Genomic DNA, 26,283 nt, shown 5'->3' with positions numbered 1-26,283 from the left:
TCCTTCTTTCTTGTATTCTGGGAGCCCGCGACTCAGATGCCGGCGAACTCGAAAACCCCGCCAGTCTGCACTTTCTCTCCGGCCGGGTCGGTAACTGTGAATCGTGCACGCCCGTTGGACTGCGCCCAGACGTCGAGCGTCAATTGGTCGCCGGGCATCACCGGTCGACTAAATCTCGTCGACAAGGAAACGAACCGGGCGGGATCCCCACCCGCCAGTTCGTTGAGTAGCACTCGGCCGATCATGCCGTAATGGCACATTCCGTGCATGATCGGGCGACTGAAGCCGGCATTCTTGGCCGCCTCCGGATCCGTGTGAATTGGATTGTTATCGCCCGTCAATCGGTAAAGTAGCGGCTGATCTGGCCGAGTGGGTACCTGGATAGTGAGATCCGGGCGCCCATCGCTAGATGGGGCCTTGTCAGCCGAAGGCCCTCGGTCTCCACCCCAGCCTCCGGCGCCGCGGAAGAACAAGGAACGCGCTCCGCGACCCAGCACCGTTCCCGCAGTATCCGCGAACTCTGTGTCGATCTCAACAACTGCGGCTGAACCTTTGTCCCACACTCCGGTGATGGAGGTGACCGCTGTTAGCGACCCTTCAGGCTGCAGTTCCTGAAACTGCACATAGGACTGATCACCATGAAGCATCTTCGTCGTGTCGACAATCCCACCGATGGCAGAGAGAACCGCTTCCATCCCCAATCTGCCAGACAAGATCGCGCCGAAGGTGGGCAGAACCCGCTGGTTCGACGCAGTGTTGTCTGTCGTGAACGCAAGTTCGGCGGCGGGATCACGCTGCCCCGCCCCAATAGCGAGCGCGTACAGAAGCGCGTCTCGGCTTGTCCAGGACACGCTTCCCTCAATGCTGAGAGGGACACCGATCTGAATGTCTGCGAGCGTCGTAAGTTCCACATAGAAGAGCTTACTAGTATGCCGCTCTAAAAAGAAGGTGCAGTTTTCCCTTCTTTTTTCACTGCGGAATCACGCGCCAAGAAACGCAACGGCTTCACCCCACCGACACGCCACTCGTCCCGGTTTCTCACACTCTGTTGGGCGCTACTCGACGACGAGAGTCAAATGGATTGCGCAAGGTTCGGTGCTCCTCACCGAAACGAGACGCTGATGAGGATGCGGAAACCGCTAGTGTCGGCACGGGAACAGTGCAACCGGCGCGGAGAACACCTTCACTGAAACCGATGCCGAAATGGCCGCTGCGTTCGACACTCCCGCACACCTCGTCTCCTGGCTGGAGTTGGTCCTGGGCAGCACGAATCCGCCGGGAACGCCGAGGACGTGCGCACGTTACCTGTGAATACACATCTCAAAGGATGCGCGCGGTCGTCACGATCGATTATTTGCTCTGTCGGCGGCGCTCCGATTCTGAGCACTTTCACCACTACAGCCCAGTTTTCGAGCGCCGCCGAGTCGCTCATCGTCGTGATCTGACGCATCCTCACCCGCACGGGCCCTGCCCTGTCCCGCCACCGCCGGCAAGCTAATCGCCCGAGCCTTCCCGGACGGCGACACCGTGCCCGCTTACCCCCGCATGCTCGCGTCAGCCGCCTCGTCATTACGCTGACTTGGGTGCCATACACGCACCGAGGGCACTCCACGAGGAGTTTCGCTCCCCCCTGCTCCTACGAAGCAGTCGTTATCGGTCAATTGCGCATCGCTCGCGGCCTCGTCGAAGTCGAGTACGGGAGTGAAACACGCATCGGTTCCTCGCGAGAGCTGACCCCACTCGGCCTGTGTGCGCGTTCGGATGCGCGTGGCCAATGCCTCTCTCAACGCCGGCCACTGTGATCGGTCGTCCCTGTCTGGCAGATCATCAGGATTGAGCTGCAATACAGCCAGCAACTGGGAGTAGAACTTGGGTTCCAGCGCGCCGACTGCCATCTGTCGACCGTCGAGACACTCGTACAAGTTGTAGTACGGGGCCCCACCATCCAATTCGTTGGAGCGCGGCGTCGGAGCCCATGCCCCAGCACCCCGGAGCCGCCAGATCAGCGCGGACGCTTGCAAAGCGCCATCCACAATGCTGGTGTCCACCAGTCGGGGCCTACGGTCGCCCCGCGTGGCGTACAGCGCTGCCAATACTCCCACGGCGAGTAGCGTGGCTGCTCCCCCATCTGCGACGACGTTCAAAGGCACCACGGGCGCCGAAAGCGGATCTTGCATCGCCCCTAGCGTTCCCGTGAGCGCAAGATAGTTGACGTCGTGCCCGGCCGTCTCAGCCTGGCCTCCTTTGCGACCCCACCCAGAGAGTCGTGCGAACACCCTGGGCGCCCCGTCGCCCAGTACAGCCGCGGGCCCCAGCCCCAGCCGCTCCATCACTCCCGGGCGAAACCCCTCGATGACGACGTCGTGTGTCGAGATGAGCTCGCCCGCGGCCCTGATGCCTTCGACGGAACGCAAGTCCAGCCGAGTATAGACGTGCCGCGAGTGCGCCCCCGGATCGTTCAGGTCCGGGGGCCCTGGACGAAGAATCGATGTGACGGAGGCGCCTAGTCCGGCGAGTATTCGAGTAGCTTCGGGCGCCGGACCCATCGCTGGAAACTCCAACACACGCACGCCGTCGAGTGGTTCCGCGTTCACTGAAGCACCTGACCCGTTAGAGCCAGCATCCGGGTTCCTGCGCCGCCGAAGAGCATCTCACCTGCCTTCGCGCGTGAGTAATACAAGTGTGCGTCATGCTCCAGCGTGAAACCTATCCCTCCGTGAAATTGGATTCCCGCCTGGGCTCCCGCAAAAAAGGCCCCCGGCACGTACGCTCCCGCCAACGCCGCGGCGAGAGGCAATTCTTCATGCTTATGGGCGGAAACCCATACCGCGAATCGTAGAACCGACACGGCCAGTTCCAGGCTGGAGTGTACATCTGCCAGGCCATGCTTTACCGCTTGAAACGAGCCGATCGGTCGACCGAATTGAACTCGCAACTTTGCGTAGTCGACTGTCATCTCGAGGATACGTGCAAGTCCTCCAACTTGTTCCGCGGCGAGAGCGATGGTCGCGAGGTCACGGGCGGGGGCGAGTTGAGCTCCGTCTACCAATTGAGCGGACACGCTCGCGAACGTCGCCCGAGAAAAACGTCGCGTCGTGTCGATAGACTTCAACGCGGACAATTCGACTCCCGGAGCATCTGTCTCTACAACGAACCACGCAGGGCCGTCGTCCGTTGATGCCCATACCAGAAGAAGGTCAGCTGTGTCGGCGTGGATCACAGCATCCTTCGACCCCGTCAACGTCCATTCCGAACCGTGCCGTGTCGCCGCCGTCTCACCGCCCGTCGTCGGCCACGGCTGGCGCCCCTCGCTGACTGCAACGCTCGCGAGGAGTGACCCATCGGCGATACTCGGCAAGAATTTGCGCGAGATCTCCGGATCCGAAGAGGAAGCCAACACATCCGTCGCCATGACGGCGGTGGAAATATATGGATGCGGCACCATCGACCGCCCCAGCTCCTCGAGGACGATCGATCGTTCGATCGTGGAGCCCCCGGATCCACCCAACTCCTCTGGAATCGAGATTCCTACAAGTCCCGCGCTCGCAAGGCTCTCCCACAAGGTCCGATCGAACCCGTCGGGTGACGCTGCCGCTGAACGTAGAGCTCTGGAGTCTGAGTACGGAGCGAGAATTTGTCGGACCGTGTGCCGCAGCTCCCGCTGTTCGTCCGTTAATGTAAGTTTCACTCTTCGCCGCTCCCTTGCGTTTCGGCGAACGATTTGCCTCTCTCCACGGACGGCTCGCGTGGCAGCCCTAAGATGCGTTCGCCTATGATGTTCCGTTGGATCTCGTTCGTGCCGCCGGCGATGCCGACGGACGGCGCCGCTTTGATCGCCGAGTCGATAGCTACGTGCCTCTCATCGTCGGCGCTCCACGCCAGGTCACTCGGACCGGCCATCTCCGTGAACGCGGCTGTCGCTTGCCGCAGCAGTAGTGCCCCCGTAAGCTTCGCGACAGAGCTTCGCGCGCCGAGGTCCTGGCCTTCTCGCTTTTCTTCGCGCAACCGTGCAGTGAGAAGTGATACGGCTCTTTCGGTGGCAAACAACTCGGTAAGGCTCCTGCGCACCGAAGCCTCACCGGCGGCCCCCATGCTCTCGGCGAAGAGCTTCAGGCTATTAAAGCTCAGCCTCGTATCGCCGCCATAGCTCGGTGATCCCACAGACCGTCGCTCATGATCGAGCATCGTGAGAGCTGACGTCCAACCGTCGCCTACGGCACCGAGCACCGCGTCGCCCGGCACGCGGACCTCATCCAAAAACACTTCGTTAAACGGCGAACGTCCGGACATCACCGTAAGCGGCCGAACCGTGACGCCGGGCGCGTGCATGTCAAGGATGAACATGGTCAGCCCCTGGTGCTTCGGGACGGAAGGGTCGGTACGGGCGAGAAGAGCACCAAAGCGTGCGTACTGCGCTCGAGACGTCCATACCTTCTGTCCCTGCACTATCCAGTCGTCTCCATCGCGGACCGCTCGAGTACGGAGGCCGGCGACATCCGAGCCCGCTGAAGGCTCCGAGAACAGTTGCGACCAGATCTCTTCACCTCGCAAGAGGCTGCGGAGATAGCGTCGCTTCTGCGTCGCAGTACCCAGGTCCACTAGGGTCGGCCCACACATGGCCAGGCCTACCAAGAACACGAAGTTTGGCAGCTCGTAGTGCGCCGCCTCCTCATCGAACGCCTGCTGGTAAGCGGCCGAGAGCCCCTGTCCACCCCACTCGGCGGGGAAGGTAATGCCAGCGAATCCTGCGTCGTATAAGTCCGCCTGGAACGAACGAGCCACCTGAATGGCATCCAAATCGCCCGTGTCCGGTTGCCCTCCAAGACGTTCCGAGAGCCAGCGTCTTGCGGCGATGCCGAACTCTTCCGGACTGAGCTGCTCCTCACGAGTACCCATGCACGTGTTCCTTTCGTATCGGGCAGATCCGGTGGTCGTTAGGACCCGATCTGCCATCAAAGTGGTGTGACCCTGTGGTCGACACCTGCGCCTGATGCGCGACAGAAGCCTCGTCACCCACTAGCGGTCCAGGATCTCCGCGGCGAGCGACGTCAGGGAATCGTAGTTCAGCGAGCTCGGGTATGGTGCTGCCTCGTTCCACGTGGGCCACGAAGGATCTACGCCCTCTACGCCCTCGATAACTGGGAGCATTCCCAAGCCAGCGAGTTCCTGTTGACCGTCGGTCGTCAAGAGGTAGTTGACAAACAGCTCGGCAGCCGCGGGTGACGGCGCGCACTTTGTCGTGACCGCCGCGACAGGGGTCAGGTAAGCCACGCCGTCGATCGTGAGCACCATGTCAATCGGAGCTCCCTTCGCGCTACTCTCAAGCACGCTCGACAGCTTGTCCCCTAGCGCGACGGCCGACGAACCGTTCACCACCGCCGTATGGAGGTCAGAGATTCGTGCATACAGTGACGTGTCCGTCTCGCTGAGGAACTGCTCAAGCCACGCCTTGTCGACGGCGCCAGCCCCCATTGCGAGCGTGACGAGCAGACTCGTTGCTGACGGCGCGGTCAAGTCCTGAGTGCCAACCCCACCCGCGAAGTCACCGGTGAGGACGTCGTCCCACGTCTGCGGCGGCTCGTCGACGAGCGTCGTGTTATACGCGATCCCCAGCGGCTCGAGGTACACCGGAGCGAGCTCCGGGTACTCGTCGAACAACCCATCCACGTAGCTGTCGACGTTGACAGGAGTCGTCCTGCTCGCGTACAGGGTCTCGTAAACTCCCGGCTGCACTGTTGCGGATGACGGTGGCGCGAAGTTTAGGTCAGCGACGCACTGCCCGGTGGATGCTTCCTGCTCGAGCCTGACGCCAACATCCGACGGCCCCATCTGAACCAGATCTACGCGGATCCCGTAGGCATCCGTGAACTTCTCCGAGACGGGAGCGAGCATGTCAGCCCCAGAGGCGTAAACCGTAACGACGTTCTCGCCCGACTCGACCACTTCGTCGTATAACGCGTCGAGTTCAGCAGGCCGGGTCGCGTGAGCGCCCTCGCTTGCCGAGCCTTCGGGACCCTGACTCGATGATGCACATCCAGTCGCGGTCGCTACAAGAGCCAAAGTAATGAGGACGACGGGGAACCGCTTAATTCGCATTCTGCACTCCAATGTGTCAGCGATGTGTGCTGTATTCACACTATGCCAGAGACATATTTTGTCAAGAACATATTTTGTCTTCACCGAGTGTTCGGGAAAACGGCGAGGTGCTCCGCATCAATCTGGACCTGGAGCCTGTCCCCTCTTTTGGGCCTTACGCCGTCTCGGCCGAGTGCCGAGACGGCGGCCAAAACGCGCACTCCGCCCACATCTAGGTCGATCTCCACACGTCGACCAAGATAAAAGGATCCGAGGACCTGGCCGGTCAGCTCATTTCCATCTCCGCGGCGAACCTGATCCCCGACGCGAACCCCTGCGGATCGGAACGCTACAGTGACCGGCCCCGGCGTGGCTTCTTCGACACGCAGCGTGAGGCTGGAATTGTCGATGCGAACGAGCCAGCCATCGTCGTCGACGGATGCGGTACCCGTCAAGATGTTCTCGAAGCCCATAAAGTCCGCCACTGTGGCGGTCGCCGGCCTGAGGTAAACGTCCTCCGGCGTACCGACCTGCTCGATCCTTCCCTTGTCCATCACAATGATTCGGTCGGACAGCGTAAGCGCTTCCTCCTGGTCGTGGGTGACGAAGATTGATGTAGCTCCGAGCTCTTCGTGAAGGCCGCGAAGCTCCCGCCTCATGCTGTCTCGGAGTTTCGCGTCAAGGTTGGACAGCGGCTCGTCATAGAGAACGAGGGTGGACCCGTGGGCTAGTGCGCGCGCCAGGGCCACGCGTTGCTGTTGACCGCCGCTGAGTTGGTGGACGTAACGGTCCTCGAGCCCGGAGAGCTCGACTTTCGTCAGGAGCTCGTGAATTCGTGAACGGATCTCAGTTCTCGAAACTCCGCGGAGCCGCATAGGGTATGCGACATTCTGTCCTACTGTCATATGGGGCCAAAGTGCGTAGTTCTGAAACACCATGCCAATGGAACGGTCGTGAGGCGGGACGAGAACCCCCTGTTCCGGGTGCGCCAATGTGCGACCGTCGACAGTGATCTTGCCGGCGTCAGGCACTTCCAGCCCGGCGAGACATCGCAGAGTGGTCGTCTTCCCGCACCCGCTGGGACCCAGCAGAGTTACGAACTCCCCGTGCTCGATGGAGACGGATAGATCTCTGATCACTCCAACCCCGCCGAAGCTCTTGTGGAGGTTCTCAATGGTGATAGTTGACATAGGTCAAGAACCTTTCCGTTCAAGCGCCGACACTTCGGATAGCTCTCCGAGCTGGTTCGCAGCGATCGCAGGCGCGGGGGAGGGAATGCCGCCAGTTCGAGGCGGGCGCGGGCGCCGACGTTTAAGGCCTGCGCTGATGAGCACCAACAGCAGATAGGCAGCGGTCAAAGCAACTGCCAGGGAGACGAACAGCGCTGCTGCCTCGGGCGCGGCCCCCCGCAGGTACGCCTGGTAGGCGTAGGAAGCCACCATCGGCTCGGTAGGCGAGCCCATGAGTAGCGGAATTGTGAGATTGCCGGCGATCACCACGCCCGCGAGCAACCAACCACCCATGAAGCTCCGGGCGATGATCGGAATCGTTATTCGCAGCGCCGCGCGGGCAGGCGGTGCACCGGCGACCCACGCAGCTTCCTGCAGTTCGGCACTCACCTGGGTGATCGCACCTTCCGCAGCACGAACCGCAACAGGGGTCACCGCGACGACCAGCCCGATGAACATGAACGCGATGGATCCGTAGAAGGCACGAGTCGGCGGGAAGGCAAGGTATGTCGCGAGCATTCCGACAACGAGAGCAGTGCCTGGAACCGCCCACGGCAGCCACGTCGTCCAGGAGACGTATCTCGCGAGCGGACCCCGGTTGTTGCGTGCGACGATACCTATCGACACGGCCAAAGCCATCGCGACAAAGCCGCCAACTACTGCGACGATCAAAGTGTTTTGCACCGCTGCGATTGCGACTCGATCGGCGAGGAGCGCCTCGTAGTTCTCCAAGGACGGCGCCCCGTACACACCGAAGAAGGGCTGCGCCGATGCGACCACCAACTGGCCCAGCGGCAAGACGACAGCGACCGCCACGAAAAGGGCGATAAGGATCCCCCCAATCCACCGGGACCGACCGAGGTCCACACGAGTTGCGGCGCGGCTCCGCCCACCGACGGTGACGTACTCACGCCCCCGCGTTGCTGCCTCCTTCAAGAGGAGCAACACAGCCACCAGACCGATGAGCGCAAGGGCAACGGCTGCGGCCGGCGGATGGTTCTCGCCGCTGTCGTCGGTGAGGAAATTGTATATATAGGTGGCAGTCACCTCGTGCCGCATAGGAGCAGCAAGGATAAGGGGTATTTCCAAGAACTCCAAGGTCAACACCATGGAAAGGAGGAATGTGCCAAGGAGCGAAGGCCGGAGAGCGCCCGCGTTCACCTGTAACAGAATCCGCATCCGTCGCGCTCCCGCCATGGTGGCGGCCTCCTCCTGAGCAGAGTCCATAGCGGACACCGGACCTAGGAGCAGAAAGTACACGAGCGGAAGCAGTCTGAGGATCGTGACGAAATAGAACCCGGGGATGCTGTAGATATCCAGCCCGGGTGCGTCGATCCCCCACATTGCGTTAAAAAAGGCGTGGATCGAGCCGATGCGTGGATGGCCAAGCAAGCCCCAGGCAAGCGTGTAGTAAACCGACGGTACAAGAATCAACAGGAGCATTGTCGGCGTAAGCGCACGGCGAAATGGCGAGTTCGTGCGCGTCGCCAGCCATGCCAGAATTCCGCCGATTACGGTAGCTACCGCAGCGCAAACTAAGGCATAGAGAATCGAGTTACCCAGAGCCACATAGGTCGCGCGCGCCGTGTAGATTTCCTCGACGACCGCACCCGTCCACTCTCCGTCGGAGCGGAATGCTGTGGCGATGACAGCAACGATCGGCGCAACGAAGAGAAAAGAACAGGCAATAGCAAGAATCACCGTCAGGGGCCGGGTGCGCCACAGCAATTTCCTCATGCGCCTGAGACCTCCATCATGCACGAGCCTTCTAAGCCCCGAGGGCTGCGGTTCAGCGCAGAACGGAATCTTTGATGACCGTCGCATGTGGCTACGTCGTCGCTCATTTGCGTTAGGTACACGTTGCTCCCCACAAAAGAATGTGTGTAGTCCACAGATTAGATGCGCGATGGCATTCTGTCAATCGGCGCCGTTGGCTCAGGGTGGACGTCGCCTGTGGCAGCAAAGACTGACTTCTCGAACTCGGTGGGCGCCCGTCGCAGGGGTAGCCGTCTCATGAGACTCCCGTGCTGTCCGGTTGGGTCACACTTGACATCAGTCAGTAGCGGGAACTCTCAAACTCTGGCCGCGTCAGATACGAACGACTGTGATAGCCATGCTGAGTGAGTTGGTCGGCTTCTGCGCCACGTGCGCCGTCGTCGAACACAAACCTTGAGGCGGCGATTCTCGATAACGACTGTCGCAGACTCCAGTAACGCGGCCTTCAGAATCCCGCCCAGCAGCCCCTGCTCGTCGGTAAGCGACTCGCCGGCATCGATCTTCGCGAAGATCTCATCCATCGCTCCGAACGCCTTCAACTGATCCATGAGTTCCTTCTGACGCCGGCGATGCTCTCCACGCTCCGGACTGATCGCAGCGATAACAACGGTGATGGCGCTCATCGAAAGCCCCAGAGTTGCTCGTCGTATTCAACCGGTCGTCGCAACACCGGCGAATCGGAGTATCGGATGAGCGTGTGGGACAGGCAGAAGCAGGTCCGGGCGTATCGGGGGCAGATCGTGTCTCCTGGGCGGCCGAGCGTCGCGTGGCAGTCAACGAACCAAACCAATCGGACATCTTGACATGAGGCAACAGATTTCCCTCATGCTACTGGCGCAGTGTCGTCCAATGAGCGAGGCGATGCACACTCATTGGACGACACAGTACTAAGCAGAGTCCTGCCGCAGGAACCCCAACCGCTCCATTACGGGCTCATCGGACACCTCGAACAGAACGGTGTCTACAGACGATGCTTCATGCACGTACTCACTCCACGAAGGAATCGCCACCACATCTCCGCGCGACCATTCGAGAACCCGTCCGTCGACAGTTGTGCGGCCGCTTCCGCTAGCGCATAGACACAGCTTGCTCGCTGTCGTCTTATGCGGCGGTGTAGCTTTGCCCACCTTTAGTGCTTCCATCGTCAATGACATCGTCGGCAATGATGGAGTTGGAAGCACGAAGCGATGGCGTCCATTGTTCTCGGCCGTCGCGTCGAGCCCGGCCATCGACTCGTCCCAAGAAATAACGAATGGGGACTCTCTCGTAGTTGACTCAATTTCCTGGAGCCCATCTGCCCATTCCAGGAACATCGGCTCAAGTAGATGCACCAAAGGCACATCGAGGAAGTCGAACCAATACCCGGGCTTATTACCCTCGTTACCATGGCCATGCCAGCTCCACCCAGGTGTGAGCAAAACATCGCCAGGCTTCATGTCAATGCGAACCCCATCTACAACAGTGTAGGTATCATCGTCGACGTCGAGCACAAAACGACCGGCATTCGGTGTGTGTCGATGTGTACGTGCCCGTTCGCCAGGCAAAATCATCTGATATGCGCACACGAGTGACCGCACTGTTGCATAATTGCTGCCTTCGTGCGGGTTAACGAGGAAAAAGTTTCGCCGTTCAGCTTGTTCAGCCGTAATTAATCCTCCTGCGACGTTGAGCCCCTCATGCGCTACCAGGTAGGACCATGCGTGCGCCCGGAAGTTTGTTTTCGGATACGGCCACAGCGATGGCTCGTCTTTGTCCCAGCCAGCCATCATCGACAGATCACGAGCAACGTCATTCACTTCGTTTAGGTTTCTACCTGTAAACAGCGAAGCATCCTTGGTATGCGCAGTATTACTCATAGACTCTTTCCTCACAATCAATTTTCACAAAACGAGTTGTTGTAAAGTGCCATGCCATCACGCTCGAAGCAACGCACGATTCACTCAGAAATTCTGGCCATTAGTCGGCGAACGCACATCTCGCTGAAGTGCAGCCCCATCATCGTCGTACTGGACCAGCTCAAGATAGTGACCCAAACTGCTGACCCAGGAGTAAGAGACCTTCATCGACGCATGGGCGTGCATTGTCCACGCCGGTAGAATCCCGTGTCCCGCGAGGGTTGCTGTCGCCGCTTCGAAGTCGTCGACGAGAACACCTACGTGGTGAAACGCTAGTCCTTCACTCCCCACGGGCCTGAGCGCCGCCTCAAAAATTTCAATCGCACCGTCAATTGGTTCCATGACCTCCACGACGGTAGGGAGCCCCATGGAGAAGGCACAGTGCAAGCGGGCTGACTGCACAGATCCGTCTGGGACCCGGACCTGAATCGAAGGATCAAATCGTTTCCAGGACTGGTACCCAAGCTGGTCGCTGAGCGTGCGAATCGCCGCCTCCCGATCACGCGCAACATAACCGAGCTTGTAAAAGCCGGAACCAGTGATGAGCTGCGCTAATTCGCCCTTCCCACGAGAAAGTCGATTCACAATAGCCTCCAAGATTCACGCATGTCGTGGCTCGATTGCGTCCCAGCTGAGCATGATGCGCGAAGCGCCGTAGATGAAGTTGTTGAAATGGAATTTGCTCGTCTCGAGGGGCTCGACTGTCTTGAGCGTCGGGATCCGCCGAAGAACTGTTTCGAGCGTAACTGTGAGCTCCAGGCGAGCCAAGTGCTGTCCAATGCATTGATGAGGACCATACCCAAATGAAACGTGGGGATTGTCTTTTCGCGGACGCGTGACGTCAAATACCTCTGGGTTCTCAAAAACGGTTCGGTCAAAATTCGCGGGAGCAAGGGATGCCACCACGACTTCGCCCTCAAGGACGGTCTGGCCGCCGATCTCGTGAGTTTCCCGTACTGTCCGCGGCAGACCGAATTGGACAGGGCTGATCCATCGAAAAAGTTCCTCGATGGCGCTCGGCATCAGGCCCGGGTCATTTCTGAGCAGTTCGTATTGCTCAGGATGCTCGAGCAACATGAGTAAACTCATGCCTAGGGCACGCGTGGTCGTAAGGTGTCCGGCATTAAACAGTAATCGGGCGAGGATACCGAGTTGAGCATCCCCAAGCGGTTCAGATGATGCATCATCTTTTGTGGTCAGTCGCGTCAACAGGTCATTGTCGTTACCATTGCGCTTCGCTCGAATCGTGCCACGCAGAACCTCGATCAGTCCGGCCTCGGCAGCCAATCGGTTTTCGACTGTGTCATCGCTGTCGATAGCGTGTACAAACCGTGCGAAGTCGACACGATCCTCCTCACCAATACCGAGCAGCATACTGATCGACCGAGAAGAAACTACCGCTGCGAGCTCGGTCTGAAAATCAATAGGCCCGCCACGCCCGGCGAAGTCATCGAGCAAGTCGTCAACGAGGTCCTGAATGTCCTCTCGTATGCGATTGAGTCGGCTCGGGCCCAGGTCGGCGGCGATGAGCTTCCGCACTTCGACGTGCTTGGGCCCGTCCAACCGGCCAAAGAAACCAGGATTCTCATCGGCTGGACCGCTCTCGCTACGGGCGCGGCTTAATGCTGAGAAATGTGCGGAAGGAGCAAGATCGTTGCTTAGCCGGTTATGATCGAGCAGCATCTCGCGGACCTCAGCGTGATGCGAGACGACATGCGTGTCCCATCCAGCCGGGCAGCGCCCTTGCGTAACCGGAGGACCCTCTAAGAGCTTCAAGAACTCGGGTTGAATTTTGAGAGGGTCCGGACGTTCGACCGGGTACACGGCATTACCGGGCCACGTGGGCCCGGTTGTCTCTTGAAGATCAGACATTACTACCCCTTCTGGAGACGCATTTTTGTGTGTGCGTCACACACATGCTATGCTAACTGCGAGTCGGGCTGTAGTCAATCTCGTGATCAGCTGCACGCAGGAAGTGGGTTCTACATGAAAATCGTCGTTGCTCGCGAAAAATGCGTGGGTGGTGGGCAGTGCGTGGTAGCCGCGCCGGACTATTTCGACCTCAGCGATGACGACGGTCTTGTCGTTCTACTTGACGACGTAGTCCGCCCTGGCAGCGAGATCAACATCGACGAAGCGATCGTGCTTTGTCCGGCAGCCGCGATCGCGCTAAAGACTTCGTAGTCGGCGACGTGGATAACCGCAACCAACCGTCTACCGTCGTCATCGTTGGATTCTCGGCCGCCGGCCTCGCCGTGGCCGAGACGCTTCGTGCAGAGGGTTTTTCGGGGTCGTTGAAGATCATCGGCGACGAGCACGATCTTCCGTATGATCGTCCTCCCTTGTCGAAGATCGGCCTTGTTGATGGTCCCCTGCGGTCCGCGTTGGCGTTGCGTCCGCCGGAGGTCATCGCTTCGTTGGATGCCGAGCTCCATTTAGGTACCCGTGCTGTCAGTCTCGACATCGACCACCGCTCGGTCGGTCTCGCCTCGGGTCTTCAGGTGGACTTTGACTCCCTCGTCATCACAACGGGGGTTAAGCCCCGATCGTTACCGCAACTCTCGACGGCCGCGAATGTACATACACTTCGTAACGTCGAGCACGCTGACGCGCTCCATACCGCACTCGCAGACGTAGCGGAGTCAAGCGGCACGGCGCTCATAATTGGTGCAGGTGTCCTGGGCTGTGAGATCGCCGCCAGTGCGCGTGCGATCGGCGTTGAGACACTTATGGTCGACCCGACCACTTTGCCATCCGCTCGCCAGTTCGGCCCATGGATCGGGGAACGGCTCGTCGGGTTGCACGAGGGGATGGGCGTTGATCTCCGGCTCGGCGCCCAGGTCGACAAGATGGTGATCGAAAATGATCTCGTCACGAGCGTGACACTTACCTCTGGTGAGACCTTCGATGTGGCTCTTGTGGTTCTGGCCGTGGGATCAACCCCAAACGTAGAGTGGCTGCAGTCGAGCGGGCTTGGCCTTTCAAACGGCGTGGACGGCAACCAATGGAATGAGGCGGCGCCTCAAGTGTATGCCGCGGGAGACGTCGCATCCTGGGTTGATCGCGACGGAATCCGTACTCGAGCGGAAGATAAGACCCATGCAATAGATCAGGGTCGCTTTGTTGCCAGGCGCATCCTGGGACAGCCAGCACCTTTCGAGCGGCAAGGGTATTTCTGGTCAGATCAGCATGGCATCCGAATTCAGGCGGTCGGCGAGTGCTCTGGCGCTGACGAAATCGAGGTCATCTGGAGTGATCCTTCTCGCGATCGAGCACTGGTGGCTTACGGTTCCAGTGGTCGACTAACGGGAATCGCCGGATGGGCTTGTCCTCGACAGATGCTCACGGTTCGTCGTCACATGAAGTTCCCTGCGAATTGGGACCGAGCACTGTCGGAGCTGAGACAGGCCATCAACTGAGTTGCATCTGGGAAGACTGAACCGTCCCGGGTTTCATGCCGCGTTCTTTCTGGTGAAAGGATTCGGTTATGCCCAAGCAATATCCTCTCGAAGTTCGTGAGCGTGCGGTGCGGATGACGCTCGACAGGCTCGGTGAGTACGATTCGGTGTCCAAGGCTGCGAGAGCGCTCGCGCCGAAGCTGAATGTGGGTGCTGAGTCGTTGCGCCGGTGGGTGCTCCAGGCTCAGACCGATGCCGGAGATAAGCCGGGTGCGTCGAGTGCGGAGCTCGACGAGGTCAAGGCTCTCAAGCGTGAGGTCCGGGACCTCAAAGAGGCGAACGAGATCCTGCGTGCAGCCTCAATTTTCTTCGCGAGGGAACTCGACCCTCGCCATCGCTGATCTGCCAGTTCATCGATGAGATGAGAGCTGACTGCCACGGAGTCGAGTCGGTCTGCGCTGTTCTGCGTGAGCAGGGTGTGCAGGTCTCTTCACGGTCGTATCGTGCGTGGAAGCGCCGCGCCCCTGCGGCGCGCACGATGGATGATGCCGCCATTGTGGGTGTCCTTCGTGGCCTGCGTGCACGGGATAAGAAAGGACGACAGAAACCCGAAGTCCTCTATGGTCGGCGTAAGATGACGGCGTGGTTGGGTCGGAAGGGCTTCACCGGGATCAGTAAGCACACGGTGGACCGCCTCATGCGTCAAGAGCGCATGAATGGGCTCGTGCGTGGCCGCCGCACTCGCACCACCATTCCGGGCAAGGACGGCCGCCGTGCCGGGGATCTCCTCAACCGGGACTTCAGCTCGCCCTATCCGAATCATGCCTGGGTGACGGATTTCACCTATGTGCCGCCCTGGTCCGGGGCGGATTCAACTGGTCGTCGCAACACCGCTTGTTTGCAACAAGTGTAGGTGCTCGTTGAGCGCCTCTGCCGGGGTGCGCCATCCGAGGCGTTTGCGGGGCCGGGTGTTGAGAGCGTGGGCGACGGCGGCGAGGTCGTCCTCGGACCAGCGTGAGAGGTCGGTGCCTTTCGGGAAGTACTGCCGGAGCAGTCCATTCGTGTTTTCGTTCGTGCCGCGCTGCCAGGGGCTGTGCGGGTCGGCGAAGTAGACCTTCAAGCCGGTGTCAATCGTGAACTGTGCGTGCGCTGACATCTCCTTCCCTCGGTCCCAGGTCAGGGAGCGCTTGAGTTCATCTGGCAGAGTGCTCATTGCTTTGGCAAGTGCGCGGTTCATCGAGAGCGCACCATAGCCGGACAGCGGCGGGCCATTCTTGACGATCGGCTGCTCCCGCCAGCCATCTTCTCGCGGCAGATGGACCAGCGTGGTGAACCCGGTCGTCCGTTCGATGACGGTGCCGATCGCGGACCTGTTGATGCCGATGATGAGGTCCCCTTCGTGGTGGCCGGGGATGGCGCGGTCTTCAGCATCCGCGGGCCGCTCGCTGATGAGGACATCCGCGGTCACGTGAGCCCACGGCACCCGTTTCGACCGCGCTCGGGGCATGCGGAGTGCTCTCCCGCTGCGAAGACACAGGATGAGCTCGCGCTTGAGCGCCCCACGGCTCTGGATGAACAGCGCCTGGTAGATGGCCTCGTGACTGATCCGCATGCTGTCATCATCGGGGAAGTCGAGCTTGATCCGGTTCGCGATCTGCTCGGGGCTCCACCCCAGCACCCAGCCCCGGTCCTTCCGGTGAGGCTTGTTCTGCCCCGTCCATCTTGGCGGTTGCGGGCCCGGGGCAACGCAACCGTCCGGGCGGCGGATCTGACCGGAGAGGCGCTCCTGCACGTACTTGCGCAGTCGAGAGTCCGCGGCCAGCTTCGCGACCTTCGGTCTTCTGGCAAACAGTTCGGCCTTCCACTGCGCGACGGACGCCCGGTAGTCCAACGTCCCGCCTCGCGTCGCCGCGTTACGACGCAACTCTCGAGAGATCGTCGAGGGGTTACGCCCCAGTGCCTTGGCAATCGCCCGCACCCCGGTCCCCGTCGCCTTCAGGATCGCGATCTCCTCGCGTTCAGCCAACGACAGATACCGACCCGACGGCGCCGGCCACGAATACGGTGACATACCTCCTGATTGTCGGAACCATCGCGACCCGACGACGGGAGCCACGCCGAGCGCGACGCCAGCCTCGGTCGGGAGTAACCCCGTGCTGATCTTCGCCCAGAACTCCCGCTCCCTGGCACGCGGATGACCCGGGTGTCCAGGCGAGCGCATCGATGCCCGCCCGGTCACTTCCCTCATCCAATCCGATGGTCGTCCCACAACACCCTCCGATCAAGTGTTGCTTCCACCGGTTGAGCCCAATCAATACACATCGATCCGATTCACCGACACCGTCGCGCTGGAGGGCCTGGTCGCCTCGATCGGATCGGTGGGCGACGCGTATGATTGTGAGAGTGTCAAGTACCTCCTGGCGGCCTGACTCTTGCTGACGACTGACCTCGAAGTCTGGGTGTCCTTGCTGTTGATCTGTCGTCCGTCAGGAGGCGCATCACCCTCGTGGTGCTGACCGGGCGGGCGTGACCTCATAGGAGCCTGATCGCAACAGTCCCATCACAGTCCCGTCCACCCGACCGGCCAGCGTCACTCACCCTTTCCTAAGCTGGTTGGAGCGAGCACTATGAGCATGCAGTAAGTCCCCCCTTACCGTCGAGTCGTCGTCGGCGTCGATACCCACAAATATGTCCATGTCGCCGTCGCGATCGACGAACTCGGCGCGGTTCTGGACAGTCGATCGTTCGCCGCCGATTCCGGCGGCCACGGCCAGCTGATCGACTGGGCTGATTCCTTCGGTGGAAAACTCACCCTCGGAATCGAAGGCACGGGCTCGTATGGTGCGGGCTTGGCCGGCGCGGTCAGGCGACGCGGGGTCGGCGCGCTCGAGGTGATGCGAACGGACCGACGTGACCGACGCCTGAGAGGAAAGTCTGACACCATCGACGCCGAGAACGCGGCCAGGGCAGTCCTGGCGGGCCTGGCTACGGCGGTCCCGAAATCGGCAGACGGGGTCGTGGAGATGATTCGCCAGATCAAGGTTGCCAAGGACGTTGCCGTCAAGGCGCGGACCTCCGCGATGATCAGCCTCAAGCAAGTCATCGTGAACGCTCCCGACGACCTACGTCAGGAACTGCAACCTCTCTCGAAGATGGCACTCATCCACCGATGCGCGGCACTTCGTCCGGGGATGGTAACAACGATCATCGCGTCCACGAAACACACGCTGCGATCGATTGCAAGACGATGGGAGACCCTCAACGTTGAGATCGCCGAACACGAGAAAATCCTCGCCGAGCTGACCGCGCAAATCGCTCCCGACCTTGCGAAGGCCTTCGCGGTCGGACCCGATACCGCCGCCGAAATGCTTATCGTCGTTGGCGACAACCCTGAACGAATCCACTCGGAAGCCGCGTTCGCCAGACTCTGCGGAGTCGCCCCGATCCCGGCGTCCTCAGGAATGACGACGCGCCCCCGACTCAATCGCGGCGGCCATCGGCAAGCGAACGCGGCTCTTTACCGCGTCGTTATCGTCCGCATGCAGCATCATGAACCGACCAAGGCCTACGTCGCCCGCCGCACCACCGAAGGCAAGACAAAGTCCGAGATCATTCGCTGCCTGAAACGACTTCTCGCCCGCGAACTCTGGGCCGCAATGCGTCCCATCCGCGAAGCCCGACCAACCCTCCAAATAGCAGCTTGACAGATATAGGAGCATCAACGCCGCTGCCGAGACGGTGATGGGCCTCTACAAGAACGAAGCGACCCAAAAGGGTTCACCGTTCTGGACGGGTCCGTTGAAGACACTCGCTGATGTCGAAGAACTCACTTTCGACTGGGTCGACTGGTATAACAACGAGCGACTGCACAGCGCGCTCGGGAACATCCCGCCCGAGGAATTCGAAGCCGCCTACTACGATGAATCAACGCCCCATCAACCGGTGGAGCCACTAACAAAACAGCGGCATGAAACCCGGGACGGTTCAGACTGCCAAGTCGATGACGGTGTGCACGAACGCATACCGCATCAGCGGATTGTGTTCGTCTTAGCGTGCGACGTGAGGACCTCCGGCCGATGAGACGGAGCCTGAACGGCTCCACTCTTGACCGGAGGTCCTTGTCATGTCCGAACTACTAACGCAGCCTTAAAACAGACTCACTCGCCGATCGTCCCTAGTTTCGCGTGACCCTTCAGCAGGTTGCGAGCGATGTTGCGGCGCTGAATCTCATCCGTTCCCTCGAAAATCCGCCACACCCGCACGTTTCGGTACCAACGCTCAATCGGCAGTTCCTTCGCATACCCGAGGCCGCCGTGGATCTGGAGCACTCGATCGACAACCTCATTGGCCGTTACCGCACCGTACAGCTTCGCGATTGAAGTTGCGTGGCGCGCATCCAGCCCTTGCTGGGAGCGCCAGGCTGCGTAAAGGGTGAGCCATTTCGTCGCTTCGATCTCGACTTGACTATCGGCAATCTGCCATTGAATTGCTTGATAATCCGAGATGAAGTGCCCCATCGACTTTCGAATCTTCGCATACTCGATTGCCATACCTAGGAGTCGTTCACTGGCTCCGACTGCACGCGCCGGTATGATGTAACGTTTTTGCCCGATCCAACTGAGCGCCAGATTCATTCCTTCGCCCGGTTCGCCCAGTACGTTCCGCGCGGGTACTCTAACGTCGTCGAACGAGAGGCTTGCGGCCGCCCAATCACCCATCAGCGGGATCGGCGAGGACTCCCAGCCCATGCTTCGGTCAACGAGAAAGGCGGTGATACCCTCATTGGTCGATGCGAACAATATGCAGAAGTCGGCCTCCGAGCCGCCAGTAATAAAGGTCTTCTCACCGTTGATGATCCAGTCATCTCCGTCGCGACGGGCGAACGTACGGATATTTGTCGCGTCGGAGCCTGCGTCCGGTTCTGTGAGTGCGAATGATGCCTTCTTTTCACCCGCGATAACCGGGTAGAGATACTCTTCCTTCTGCTCATCCGAAGCGGCAAAGAGGATATTATCCGCGGCGCCACCGAAGTTGAACGGGACGAAAGTGCGTCCGAGTTCCATCTCAACGACCGCGTGCATCACCGCGCCGAGGTCTATCCCACCGTACTCCTCTGGTGTTGTTACCCCCCAGAACCCGAATGATCTGGCTTTCTCCTGCAGAGCTTTGAGAACTCCAGGGTCTAAGGACGGACGTCCCTCCCGCTCGTTCTTCAAGACACTATCTTCCAGAGGGCGCAGTTCTTTGTCGACGAAAAGTCGAATGGTGTCGCGGACGGCACGCTCCTCGTCGGAGAGCGAAAAATCGATCATTGTGGCTCCTAGGTCTGAAGTGAATTACTCGAGTCAAAGACCGAGTAATCGAATCGCGTTGTCTTTAAGCAGACCCGGACGCACCTCGTCCCGGATCCCAATTTCGTCAAGGTCGCGTAGCCAGCGGTCGGGGGTGATTAGGGGGAAGTCACTACCGAACAACACCTTGTCGCGCAGCATCGTATTCGCGTAGTGGACGAGGTTCGGCGGGAAGTACTTCGGTGACCATCCAGAAAGCTCGATGTACACCTGCGGCTTATGCATCGCAACCGCCAGTGCTTCGTCTTGCCATGGGAAGGAAGGGTGAGCGAGAACGATGGGCATATCCGGAAAGTCGGCTGCGACATCGTCGAGATGTAGCGGATTCGAGTACTTCAGTCGAAATCCACCACCTCCTCGCTCCCCCGCCCCGGCGCCACTCTGACCGGTGTGGAATAGAGCGGGGATGCGGTGTGCGTTGAGCACCTCATAGAGGTCGTACGCGATCCGATCATTGGGAAAGAACGCTTGGCCATTGGGATGAAATTTGAATCCGCGAATGCCTGCGGCGATGAGCGCTTCTGCTCGGCGAACTCCAGCTTCACCGCGTCTGGGATGAATGCTGCCGAACGGGATGATGGTGTCGTTCTCACGGTTCGCCAGTTCGAGGATCTCGTCGTCGGTCAGCTCCGGCGCGTCGTCTGGATCCTTATCGACATTGAAACTGACCGCCGCCATGTTTCGAGACCGGTAGTATTCCGCGAGATCCGGCAGCGTTCCCGAGCCCAGATCCTCCACCTTAAAGAACTTCGCCATTTGAGCGCGGCGCGCATCGGCTACGCGCGGTTCGGCCGTAATGGAAGCGGACACATGGGTGTGCATGTCGAGGGCGACGATGGCGTCGACATCGACGGCGGGTCGGTATGTGGTCACGGGGCGACTTCCATTCTTGTATTGAGATCTCCGAATCGACGACCGGTGGCAGCCAAATCAAGCAGGAGCGGTGCCGGCTCCCACCAATACCCGAACTGATCGTGAAGCCGTGTAATGTCATCGGCGATGGCCGCTAGGCCAACCTCATCAGCCCACAACATCGGGCCCCCGACAGCAGCAGGAAAACCGTAACCTGTCACATAGACTGCGTCGATGTCTCCCGGCTTGGCAGCGACTCCCTTCTCAAGAAGCCACGCGCCGCGGTTGACGAGAGCATAGAGACAACGCGCGACGATCTCCTCCGCTCCGATCTCGCGGCGTGGGATCCCTAGTCGCTTCGAGTGCTCGATCAACGCAACATCCAACTCAGGATCACGAATCGGTGTCCGCGACCCAGGCTCGTAGCGATACCAGCCCGCGCCAGTTTTCTGTCCGAAGCGACCCATCTCGACCGGGACGAATCCTAGGTCCGAGTACCGTCGATCTCTCGGCCGCGTGAGCATCTCCTTCCGGCGGGCATCCAGCGCCACGTCCAGTCCAGCCATGTCCGCGACCTTGTACAGCCCCATCGCGAAGCCGAAATCCTCCAACCTGGCATCAACGTCGCTAGGGAACGCCCCCTCCTCCACAAGGAAGTGAGTCTCCCGACGGTAGTCGGCGAGCATGGCGTTGCCGATAAAGCTCGGCGCGTTCCCCGATGGCACCGTGACTTTGCCGATCAGCTTGCCGATCCGCAGTGCCTTGGCCAACGTTCCTGGTGATGTAAGTTTGCCCGAGATGACTTCGAGTAGCTTCATCACATTTGCGGGACTGAAGAAGTGCGTTCCGATCACAGCATCCGGCCGACCTGTGGCACCGGCAATTCTGTCAATGTCCAGACCAGAAGTGTTGGTACACAAGATCGCGTCAGCTGCTGCCACCTGATCGATTTCCACGAAGACCTGACGCTTGAGGTCAAGGTCCTCGTAGACGGCCTCCAGGACGATATCAGCCTGCGCGAGCGCCTCCATCTGGTCAGACGAAGAGATTAGTGCGAGACGCTCATCCGCCACCGTTTGATCTAATCGGCCGCGTAGAACACTGTGGTTGTAGTTCGCCCGAATGCGATCGATCCCTCGCTCAACATCAGCCTTGGTTCGGTCGACCAGCACGACCGGCACACCGACGTTGGCGAACGCCATGGCGATGCCACCACCCATCGTTCCCGCGCCGACGATGCCGACTTTGCGTGGCCTCCATGATTCATGCAGAGGGGGCAGCGCTTCGAAGTCGGCGGCAGCCTCTTGCGCCGCAAGCGCGTGCTCAGTGCCGACGGCGGGGTCCGGGAGGCGCAGGACGTCGGCACTCAACCATGCCGGCCGAACACTCACGCTTGCACCTCGCTCTCGGGGCCGAAAGACACGAGGACATCCAGCGCCGTGACCCCTGATGGAGTGGTCAGGAGCGGGTTGATATCAAGTTCCTCGATGTCGGGACGACTAAGCATCAGCTGTCCGACGCGTGAGACGGTTTCGGCCACGGCTCGCAGGTTCAGCGCTTCACGGCCACGGAAGGGGCCGAGTAATCTTGACGAACGAAGACTACCCAGCTCGGTGATGATGTCGTCGATCGGGAGATCGGGCGGAAGGATTCGTACGTCTCCCAGCACCTCTACCCACACCCCGCCAAGGCCAACTACGACGACCGGACCCCATGCGGGGTGACGTTTGGCGCCAACCATTAGTTCAACACCGTTGCCGGTCATCTGCTCGACCAGAATGCCGTCCAGACCCCCATCGACCAACGCGCCCACGCGGCTGGACAGGTCGTCGTATGCCGTGCGCAGGGCGGCCTCATCGGCGATCCCCAGGACCACACCGCCAGCTTCAGTTTTATGCATGAGTTTTGCAGCCTGCGCTTTTGCGACGACGGGGTATCCGATCCGATCGGCGATGGCGATGGCCTCATCCATGCTCGTCGCCAGGCTGCCCTCCGGAACGGGTATGCCGATTCCAGCGGCTACCTGTTTCGCATTCCATTCCACGGAGGCCTCACGTCCAAAGTCGAGGGCTGCTGTCGAGAGCTCGATGTCCTCGACGCGTTCGGAAGAACTGACGGTCCGAGCATGGTGGAACACCGCTGCGATGCTACGGATCAATCGCTCGGGCGAACTGGAGAGAATGATATTGTTCTCGGCTGCGAGAGCCCGGAGTGCAGGGGTTGTCGGAGCGATATCGCCCAGGAGCCCCACAGTAACGGGCTTGGTACTCCCCGCGGCAGCACGCGCCACTTGTCGAAGCATCACCAGGTTGATCTCATCATTCGGAGAATAGCCGACGCCCAGCATAACGATGCCGATACGCTCGTCATCGATCAGGGCCTTCACCGCATCGTGGTAGAGATCGGGGTCGACCGCAGTAAGGGTTCCGAGATCCAGAGGGTTCGCCGCGGACATGTACGACGGCAAACGGTCATTCATGCGTTCCGTGATCTCCGGCGACAGCGCAGGGACGTCGACATCCAATGGCGTAACTGCGTCGAGCGCGAGCGCACAGAATGCACCCGACGTCGTAGCGAAGCCCACACCGCCGACAGGCAGCGAGGGATAACGGGTCAGGATCTCCGCGACATCCATGAGCTCTTCGATCGAGTCGACAACACACGCGCCTGCGCGTGTGGCAAGCGTCTTCATGACGCCATAGTCGGCAGCAAGGGCTCCTGTGTGGGAAGCCGTGGCCTGTTGGCCACGTTCGGAGCGTCCAGCGTGCGTCAGGACGACATTCTTGCCATTCTGACGGCATTTCCGCACGGCCGCGAGAAAGCCGCTGGGGTCTCGAATATCCTCGATATACATGACGACGCCACCAGTGGATTCGTCCTCGGCTAAGAAGTCAAGGTAATCCGCGAGAGTGAGGCTGGCCTCGTTACCAGTCGAGATGGCGTAGGAGACAGGTACCTGTCTTGTTTCCAAGCCAGCTCGGACGAGACCCATCATTCCACCGCTCTGAGCGAGGATCGCCAGTGCACCGGTAGTGCCCTGGGCGAGAGTATCGACTGGAGACCCTCCCGGCAAAAACACCGTGCGCATGCCATCGACGTAATTGTTATAGCCGATGCAGTTCGGGCCCGCGAGGTACATGCCGGACTCCCGCGCGATGCGGGAAATCTTCTCTTGGGCCGCGCGCCCCTCCTCGCCGAACTCCGCGAAACCGGATGCGTAAATGATGCCAGTGTGCACACCGCGCGCAGCAAGCTCGCTGATGGCGTCTGCGACGGCCGGAGCTGGCAAGGCGATCAGGGCAAGATCAATATCCTCGGGGAGTTCGCCTATCTCAGTGTGAACGGCCCTCCCCTCGAACACGCCGCCCCCGCGGCCAACGAGGTGGATGTCGCCTGCGAAGCGGTGCGCTTCTAGATGTCCGAGGAGGTTGCGACTGGAGCTGCCAGACTTAGTCGACATACCGATGATGGCGACTGAGCGGGGATTCAGGAGTCTCGAGACCGGGTGAGCCTGGACGAGTGTGTCGGTCATCGTGTGTTCTCCATCTAGTTCGTTGTGGTGGGTCGGGCGAGCGGCGCAGACCGCTTCTCGACGAAGTCCGTGAGGCGGCCGTGCGAGGACGCCGATACCGCGCTGCGTGCGACGATCGTTTCGAAGAACAAGCCGTCGTCATATGACAGATCGTTGATCCGGCTCAGACCTTGGGTAATTGCCCAATTGGACTCTGCGGTGTTCGATGCCATCGCAAGGGCGAGTTGCTTGGCCTTCTCTAACGCCCCCCCAGGCTCCACGACGTACTGGACCAGATTCTGAGCGACCGCTTCATCCGCCGAAAGGATGCGCCCTGTAAGCATCATGTCGGTCATCCGCGCCGTACCGATGAGTCGCTGAATGCGTACCGACCCACCAGCGCCGACGAAGATCCCACGCTGAGCTTCTGGCAACCCGAAGAAGGCCGTTTCATCGGCGACCCGTACGTGTGCTGATGCCGCCACCTCGAGGCCGGCTCCGATAACCGCACCCGTAAGCGCGGCCACGACCGGAATTCGTCCGCGCTGGATGCGGTCAAAAGCGACGTGCGCGGGGTGTGGCCCGATCTGCAGACGACGCCCCGGGTCCTCGGCGATGGCGTTGCGAATCTGCGCTAAGTCAAGGCCCGCGGAAAAGTGGTTTCCTACCCCAAAGATGACGGCGGCTTTTGCTTCAAGGCCCGCGGCCTCAATTGCCTCACCGATCTCAACGAACATCGCACTGTGAAGCGCATTGCGCTTATCAGGCCGATTGATGCCGATGAGGGCAATATCGCCGTCGAACTCAAGGGTGATCTCTCCCTGTTCCATGACACTCTACTTTCTGTGGACCGAACGGGCAGGATGCCCGGGTGATGAGCAGATTCGAGCCCACGCGGCCGCGCTATCTCGCAACGGTATTGATCATGGCGGCCCAGCAGCTCAACTCCGAGCCAGATCTACGTTTGACCCGATATATGTATCATACATACTATTCACGCCTGCACTGTATGTCAACAGTGCGGAGATAGTCAGTTGAAGCGCCCGCGAAGCACCTCCGGTGCCTCACTTGAGAATGCCCAACCAGTGACGCTCCCCCACGAAGCGCACCGTTCCACGCATCCTCCAGCAGTTCTTCATGAACGGCTTCAACGGCACCACCGTTCTCCGTCTCGGCCAGGCTGCAGTCCCCCAGTTGGACCAACTCGGGGACTGCGAATTGGGGTCATTCCTGCTTTCTTCGAACTCACGAGTTAGATCGGAAACACCGTCTACTCGTTAATGTCTCGACTCAGCGGGCGGAATATTGAGGTTGAGGTGGAAGAAGTTCGTCGGATCCCAGGCACCTTTAAGACTTTGAAGACGTGCGAACTTCTCGTCGCCGTAGGCACGACGCACACGCTCCAGACTCGGCGGCGCGCCACCCACGCCCTGCGCGTCGGGCGATCCCTCATCCGTAACGGTGTTCGTATAAGCAGCGCTTATGGAGGTGTACTGCTCGATGATCTCGTGAGCACGTCGCACCCACGTGATCGTCGATTCCCGTTCCGACGGTGTCTTCCAAGAGGCTTCGATAGCGAAGAGATACGCCGAGGATCTACCGTTGAACGCGGAGTCCTGTTCGGCCACATTGTTCACAGCGCCGCCGAGCGACGAAAAGACGAAATCTGCTACCGCAGGCTTGTCCTCATTCAACAGCTCTGCGCATCGCAAAAGAACACCCGTGCCGACCGCCTCGAGGTACCCACCCCGAACATAGCGGTGTTGTGGAACGGAAAGCTCTGGACGTAGCGATTGCATCGCAAGGTGGCCTATCGGCTGAGTGATGAACGCAACCGGCCCCCAGGCCCTGAGTGGATCAAGCACTGCAGCCATCTCTTCTGGGGGGCCAACCCACAGCGCCGACACGGCGAAGAACTCGCCTTCCGCCTTCCATTCAGATCCCACTGGCAGTGATGCGGAACCCACGCCGCGCATCGCTTCCTCACGCTCCGGTGTCAACCTCGGGATGATGCGGCACGATGCAACTTCCTTCGGGAGATTGGCGATGAACTCGTCGAAAAACGGTGCGAAGTCCTGCAGCTTGTCCAGTGGGAACACAACGAAGTTCGACTGGTGCACTCCGACTGGGTGACTTTGCAACTCGAGCTCTGTAACGATGCCAAAATTGCCACCACCGCCACGCAGACCCCACATG

Annotated in this window: 22 protein-coding genes and 2 pseudogenes; 6 read left to right on the top strand and 18 right to left on the bottom strand. The window is 60.2% G+C overall.

The genetic code is table 11. The annotated features are described in order from the left end of the window. Positions 1 to 32: 32 nt before the first annotated feature. The 11 genes and pseudogenes from ACSU1L_RS10795 to ACSU1L_RS10745 all read right to left on the bottom strand — a co-directional run bounded on the left by ACSU1L_RS10795 (position 33) and on the right by ACSU1L_RS10745 (position 12,658). On the bottom strand, positions 33 to 911 hold the full coding sequence (locus tag ACSU1L_RS10795) for a MaoC/PaaZ C-terminal domain-containing protein (protein WP_439255784.1): 879 nt from the start codon (positions 909 to 911) through the stop codon (positions 33 to 35). A gap of 624 nt (positions 912 to 1,535) precedes the next feature. Then, a complete protein-coding gene (locus ACSU1L_RS10790; RefSeq protein ID WP_439255853.1) occupies positions 1,536 to 2,570 on the bottom strand; it encodes a CoA transferase in 1,035 nt (344 codons plus the stop codon). 20 nt (positions 2,571 to 2,590) lie between these two features. Beyond that, on the bottom strand, positions 2,591 to 3,688 hold the full coding sequence (locus ACSU1L_RS10785) for an acyl-CoA dehydrogenase family protein (RefSeq protein WP_439255783.1): 1,098 nt from the start codon (positions 3,686 to 3,688) through the stop codon (positions 2,591 to 2,593). Next, positions 3,685 to 4,953 (bottom strand): acyl-CoA dehydrogenase family protein, encoded by a 1,269-nt coding sequence (locus tag ACSU1L_RS10780; RefSeq protein WP_439255852.1) that lies wholly within the window; start codon positions 4,951 to 4,953, stop codon positions 3,685 to 3,687. Before ACSU1L_RS10780 ends, ACSU1L_RS10785 begins: the two co-directional genes overlap by 4 nt. 63 nt (positions 4,954 to 5,016) lie before the next feature. Next, on the bottom strand, positions 5,017 to 6,096 hold the full coding sequence (locus ACSU1L_RS10775; RefSeq protein WP_439255782.1) for an ABC transporter substrate-binding protein: 1,080 nt from the start codon (positions 6,094 to 6,096) through the stop codon (positions 5,017 to 5,019). 80 nt (positions 6,097 to 6,176) lie between these two features. Further along, positions 6,177 to 7,265 (bottom strand): ABC transporter ATP-binding protein, encoded by a 1,089-nt coding sequence (locus ACSU1L_RS10770; RefSeq protein ID WP_439255781.1) that lies wholly within the window; start codon positions 7,263 to 7,265, stop codon positions 6,177 to 6,179. A 3-nt stretch (positions 7,266 to 7,268) separates the two neighbouring features. Next, complete coding sequence (locus tag ACSU1L_RS10765; protein WP_439255780.1) at positions 7,269 to 9,041, bottom strand: ABC transporter permease; 1,773 nt, start codon at positions 9,039 to 9,041, stop codon at positions 7,269 to 7,271. 473 nt (positions 9,042 to 9,514) lie between these two features. After that, positions 9,515 to 9,703: pseudogene (locus tag ACSU1L_RS10760) on the bottom strand (hypothetical protein); the annotation flags it as partial. Between the two features lie 264 nt (positions 9,704 to 9,967). Then, positions 9,968 to 10,936 (bottom strand): cupin domain-containing protein, encoded by a 969-nt coding sequence (locus ACSU1L_RS10755; RefSeq protein WP_439255779.1) that lies wholly within the window; start codon positions 10,934 to 10,936, stop codon positions 9,968 to 9,970. A gap of 84 nt (positions 10,937 to 11,020) precedes the next feature. After that, entirely contained in the window at positions 11,021 to 11,560 is a 540-nt protein-coding gene (locus ACSU1L_RS10750) for a VOC family protein (RefSeq protein ID WP_439255778.1), read from the bottom strand. Positions 11,561 to 11,575: 15 nt separating this feature from the next. Further along, complete coding sequence (locus ACSU1L_RS10745) at positions 11,576 to 12,658, bottom strand: cytochrome P450 (protein ID WP_439255777.1); 1,083 nt, start codon at positions 12,656 to 12,658, stop codon at positions 11,576 to 11,578. 303 nt (positions 12,659 to 12,961) lie between these two features. Between ACSU1L_RS10745 and ACSU1L_RS10740 the strand changes: the two genes are divergently transcribed. The 4 genes from ACSU1L_RS10740 (at position 12,962) to ACSU1L_RS10725 (ending at position 15,286) form a co-directional block, all read left to right on the top strand. Then, on the top strand, positions 12,962 to 13,159 hold the full coding sequence (locus tag ACSU1L_RS10740; protein WP_439255776.1) for a ferredoxin: 198 nt from the start codon (positions 12,962 to 12,964) through the stop codon (positions 13,157 to 13,159). Further along, positions 13,123 to 14,394 (top strand): NAD(P)/FAD-dependent oxidoreductase, encoded by a 1,272-nt coding sequence (locus ACSU1L_RS10735; RefSeq protein ID WP_439255775.1) that lies wholly within the window; start codon positions 13,123 to 13,125, stop codon positions 14,392 to 14,394. The genes ACSU1L_RS10740 and ACSU1L_RS10735 overlap by 37 nt, the downstream gene beginning before the upstream one ends. Positions 14,395 to 14,462: 68 nt before the next feature. Continuing rightward, positions 14,463 to 14,774: a transposase gene (locus ACSU1L_RS10730; protein WP_439255774.1), complete on the top strand. Its 312-nt coding sequence runs from the start codon at positions 14,463 to 14,465 to the stop codon at positions 14,772 to 14,774. Between the two features lie 137 nt (positions 14,775 to 14,911). Beyond that, the gene (locus ACSU1L_RS10725; RefSeq protein WP_439255773.1) at positions 14,912 to 15,286 is read left to right on the top strand and encodes an IS3 family transposase; all 375 of its coding nucleotides are present in this window, start codon (positions 14,912 to 14,914) and stop codon (positions 15,284 to 15,286) included. Here ACSU1L_RS10725 and ACSU1L_RS10720 read toward each other — a convergent pair. After that, positions 15,245 to 16,621 carry an IS30 family transposase gene (locus ACSU1L_RS10720; RefSeq protein WP_439255772.1) on the bottom strand — a complete coding sequence of 459 codons (1,377 nt, stop codon included), beginning with the start codon at positions 16,619 to 16,621 and terminating at the stop codon, positions 15,245 to 15,247. The genes ACSU1L_RS10725 and ACSU1L_RS10720 overlap by 42 nt on opposite strands. A gap of 427 nt (positions 16,622 to 17,048) precedes the next feature. Between ACSU1L_RS10720 and ACSU1L_RS10715 the strand changes: the two are divergent. Then, positions 17,049 to 18,077: pseudogene (locus tag ACSU1L_RS10715) on the top strand (IS110 family transposase); the annotation flags it as partial. Between the two features lie 13 nt (positions 18,078 to 18,090). Beyond that, positions 18,091 to 18,453: an integrase core domain-containing protein gene (locus tag ACSU1L_RS10710; protein ID WP_439255851.1), complete on the top strand. Its 363-nt coding sequence runs from the start codon at positions 18,091 to 18,093 to the stop codon at positions 18,451 to 18,453. Positions 18,454 to 18,530: 77 nt separating this feature from the next. Here ACSU1L_RS10710 and ACSU1L_RS10705 read toward each other — a convergent pair whose 3' ends face one another. The 6 genes from ACSU1L_RS10705 to ACSU1L_RS10680 all read right to left on the bottom strand — a co-directional run bounded on the left by ACSU1L_RS10705 (position 18,531) and on the right by ACSU1L_RS10680 (position 26,207). Beyond that, the gene (locus tag ACSU1L_RS10705) at positions 18,531 to 19,685 is read right to left on the bottom strand and encodes an acyl-CoA dehydrogenase family protein (protein ID WP_439255771.1); all 1,155 of its coding nucleotides are present in this window, start codon (positions 19,683 to 19,685) and stop codon (positions 18,531 to 18,533) included. Positions 19,686 to 19,718: 33 nt separating this feature from the next. After that, positions 19,719 to 20,597 carry an amidohydrolase family protein gene (locus ACSU1L_RS10700; protein ID WP_439255770.1) on the bottom strand — a complete coding sequence of 293 codons (879 nt, stop codon included), beginning with the start codon at positions 20,595 to 20,597 and terminating at the stop codon, positions 19,719 to 19,721. Next, positions 20,594 to 21,967 carry a 3-hydroxyacyl-CoA dehydrogenase NAD-binding domain-containing protein gene (locus tag ACSU1L_RS10695; protein WP_439255769.1) on the bottom strand — a complete coding sequence of 458 codons (1,374 nt, stop codon included), beginning with the start codon at positions 21,965 to 21,967 and terminating at the stop codon, positions 20,594 to 20,596. The genes ACSU1L_RS10700 and ACSU1L_RS10695 overlap by 4 nt, the downstream gene beginning before the upstream one ends. Further along, the gene (locus ACSU1L_RS10690) at positions 21,964 to 24,108 is read right to left on the bottom strand and encodes an acetate--CoA ligase family protein (RefSeq protein WP_439255768.1); all 2,145 of its coding nucleotides are present in this window, start codon (positions 24,106 to 24,108) and stop codon (positions 21,964 to 21,966) included. Before ACSU1L_RS10690 ends, ACSU1L_RS10695 begins: the two co-directional genes overlap by 4 nt. 14 nt (positions 24,109 to 24,122) lie before the next feature. Continuing rightward, a complete protein-coding gene (locus ACSU1L_RS10685) occupies positions 24,123 to 24,917 on the bottom strand; it encodes a crotonase/enoyl-CoA hydratase family protein (protein WP_439255767.1) in 795 nt (264 codons plus the stop codon). Between the two features lie 447 nt (positions 24,918 to 25,364). Further along, complete coding sequence (locus tag ACSU1L_RS10680) at positions 25,365 to 26,207, bottom strand: BBE domain-containing protein (RefSeq protein WP_439255850.1); 843 nt, start codon at positions 26,205 to 26,207, stop codon at positions 25,365 to 25,367. Positions 26,208 to 26,283: the final 76 nt, after the last annotated feature.

This window comes from Microbacterium sp. A94 (assembly GCF_051842855.1).
Taxonomy (GTDB): Bacteria; Actinomycetota; Actinomycetes; order Actinomycetales; family Microbacteriaceae; genus Microbacterium.
The sequence above is the reverse complement of the archived record's forward strand: the minus strand, read 5'-3'. Positions and strand labels throughout refer to the sequence as shown.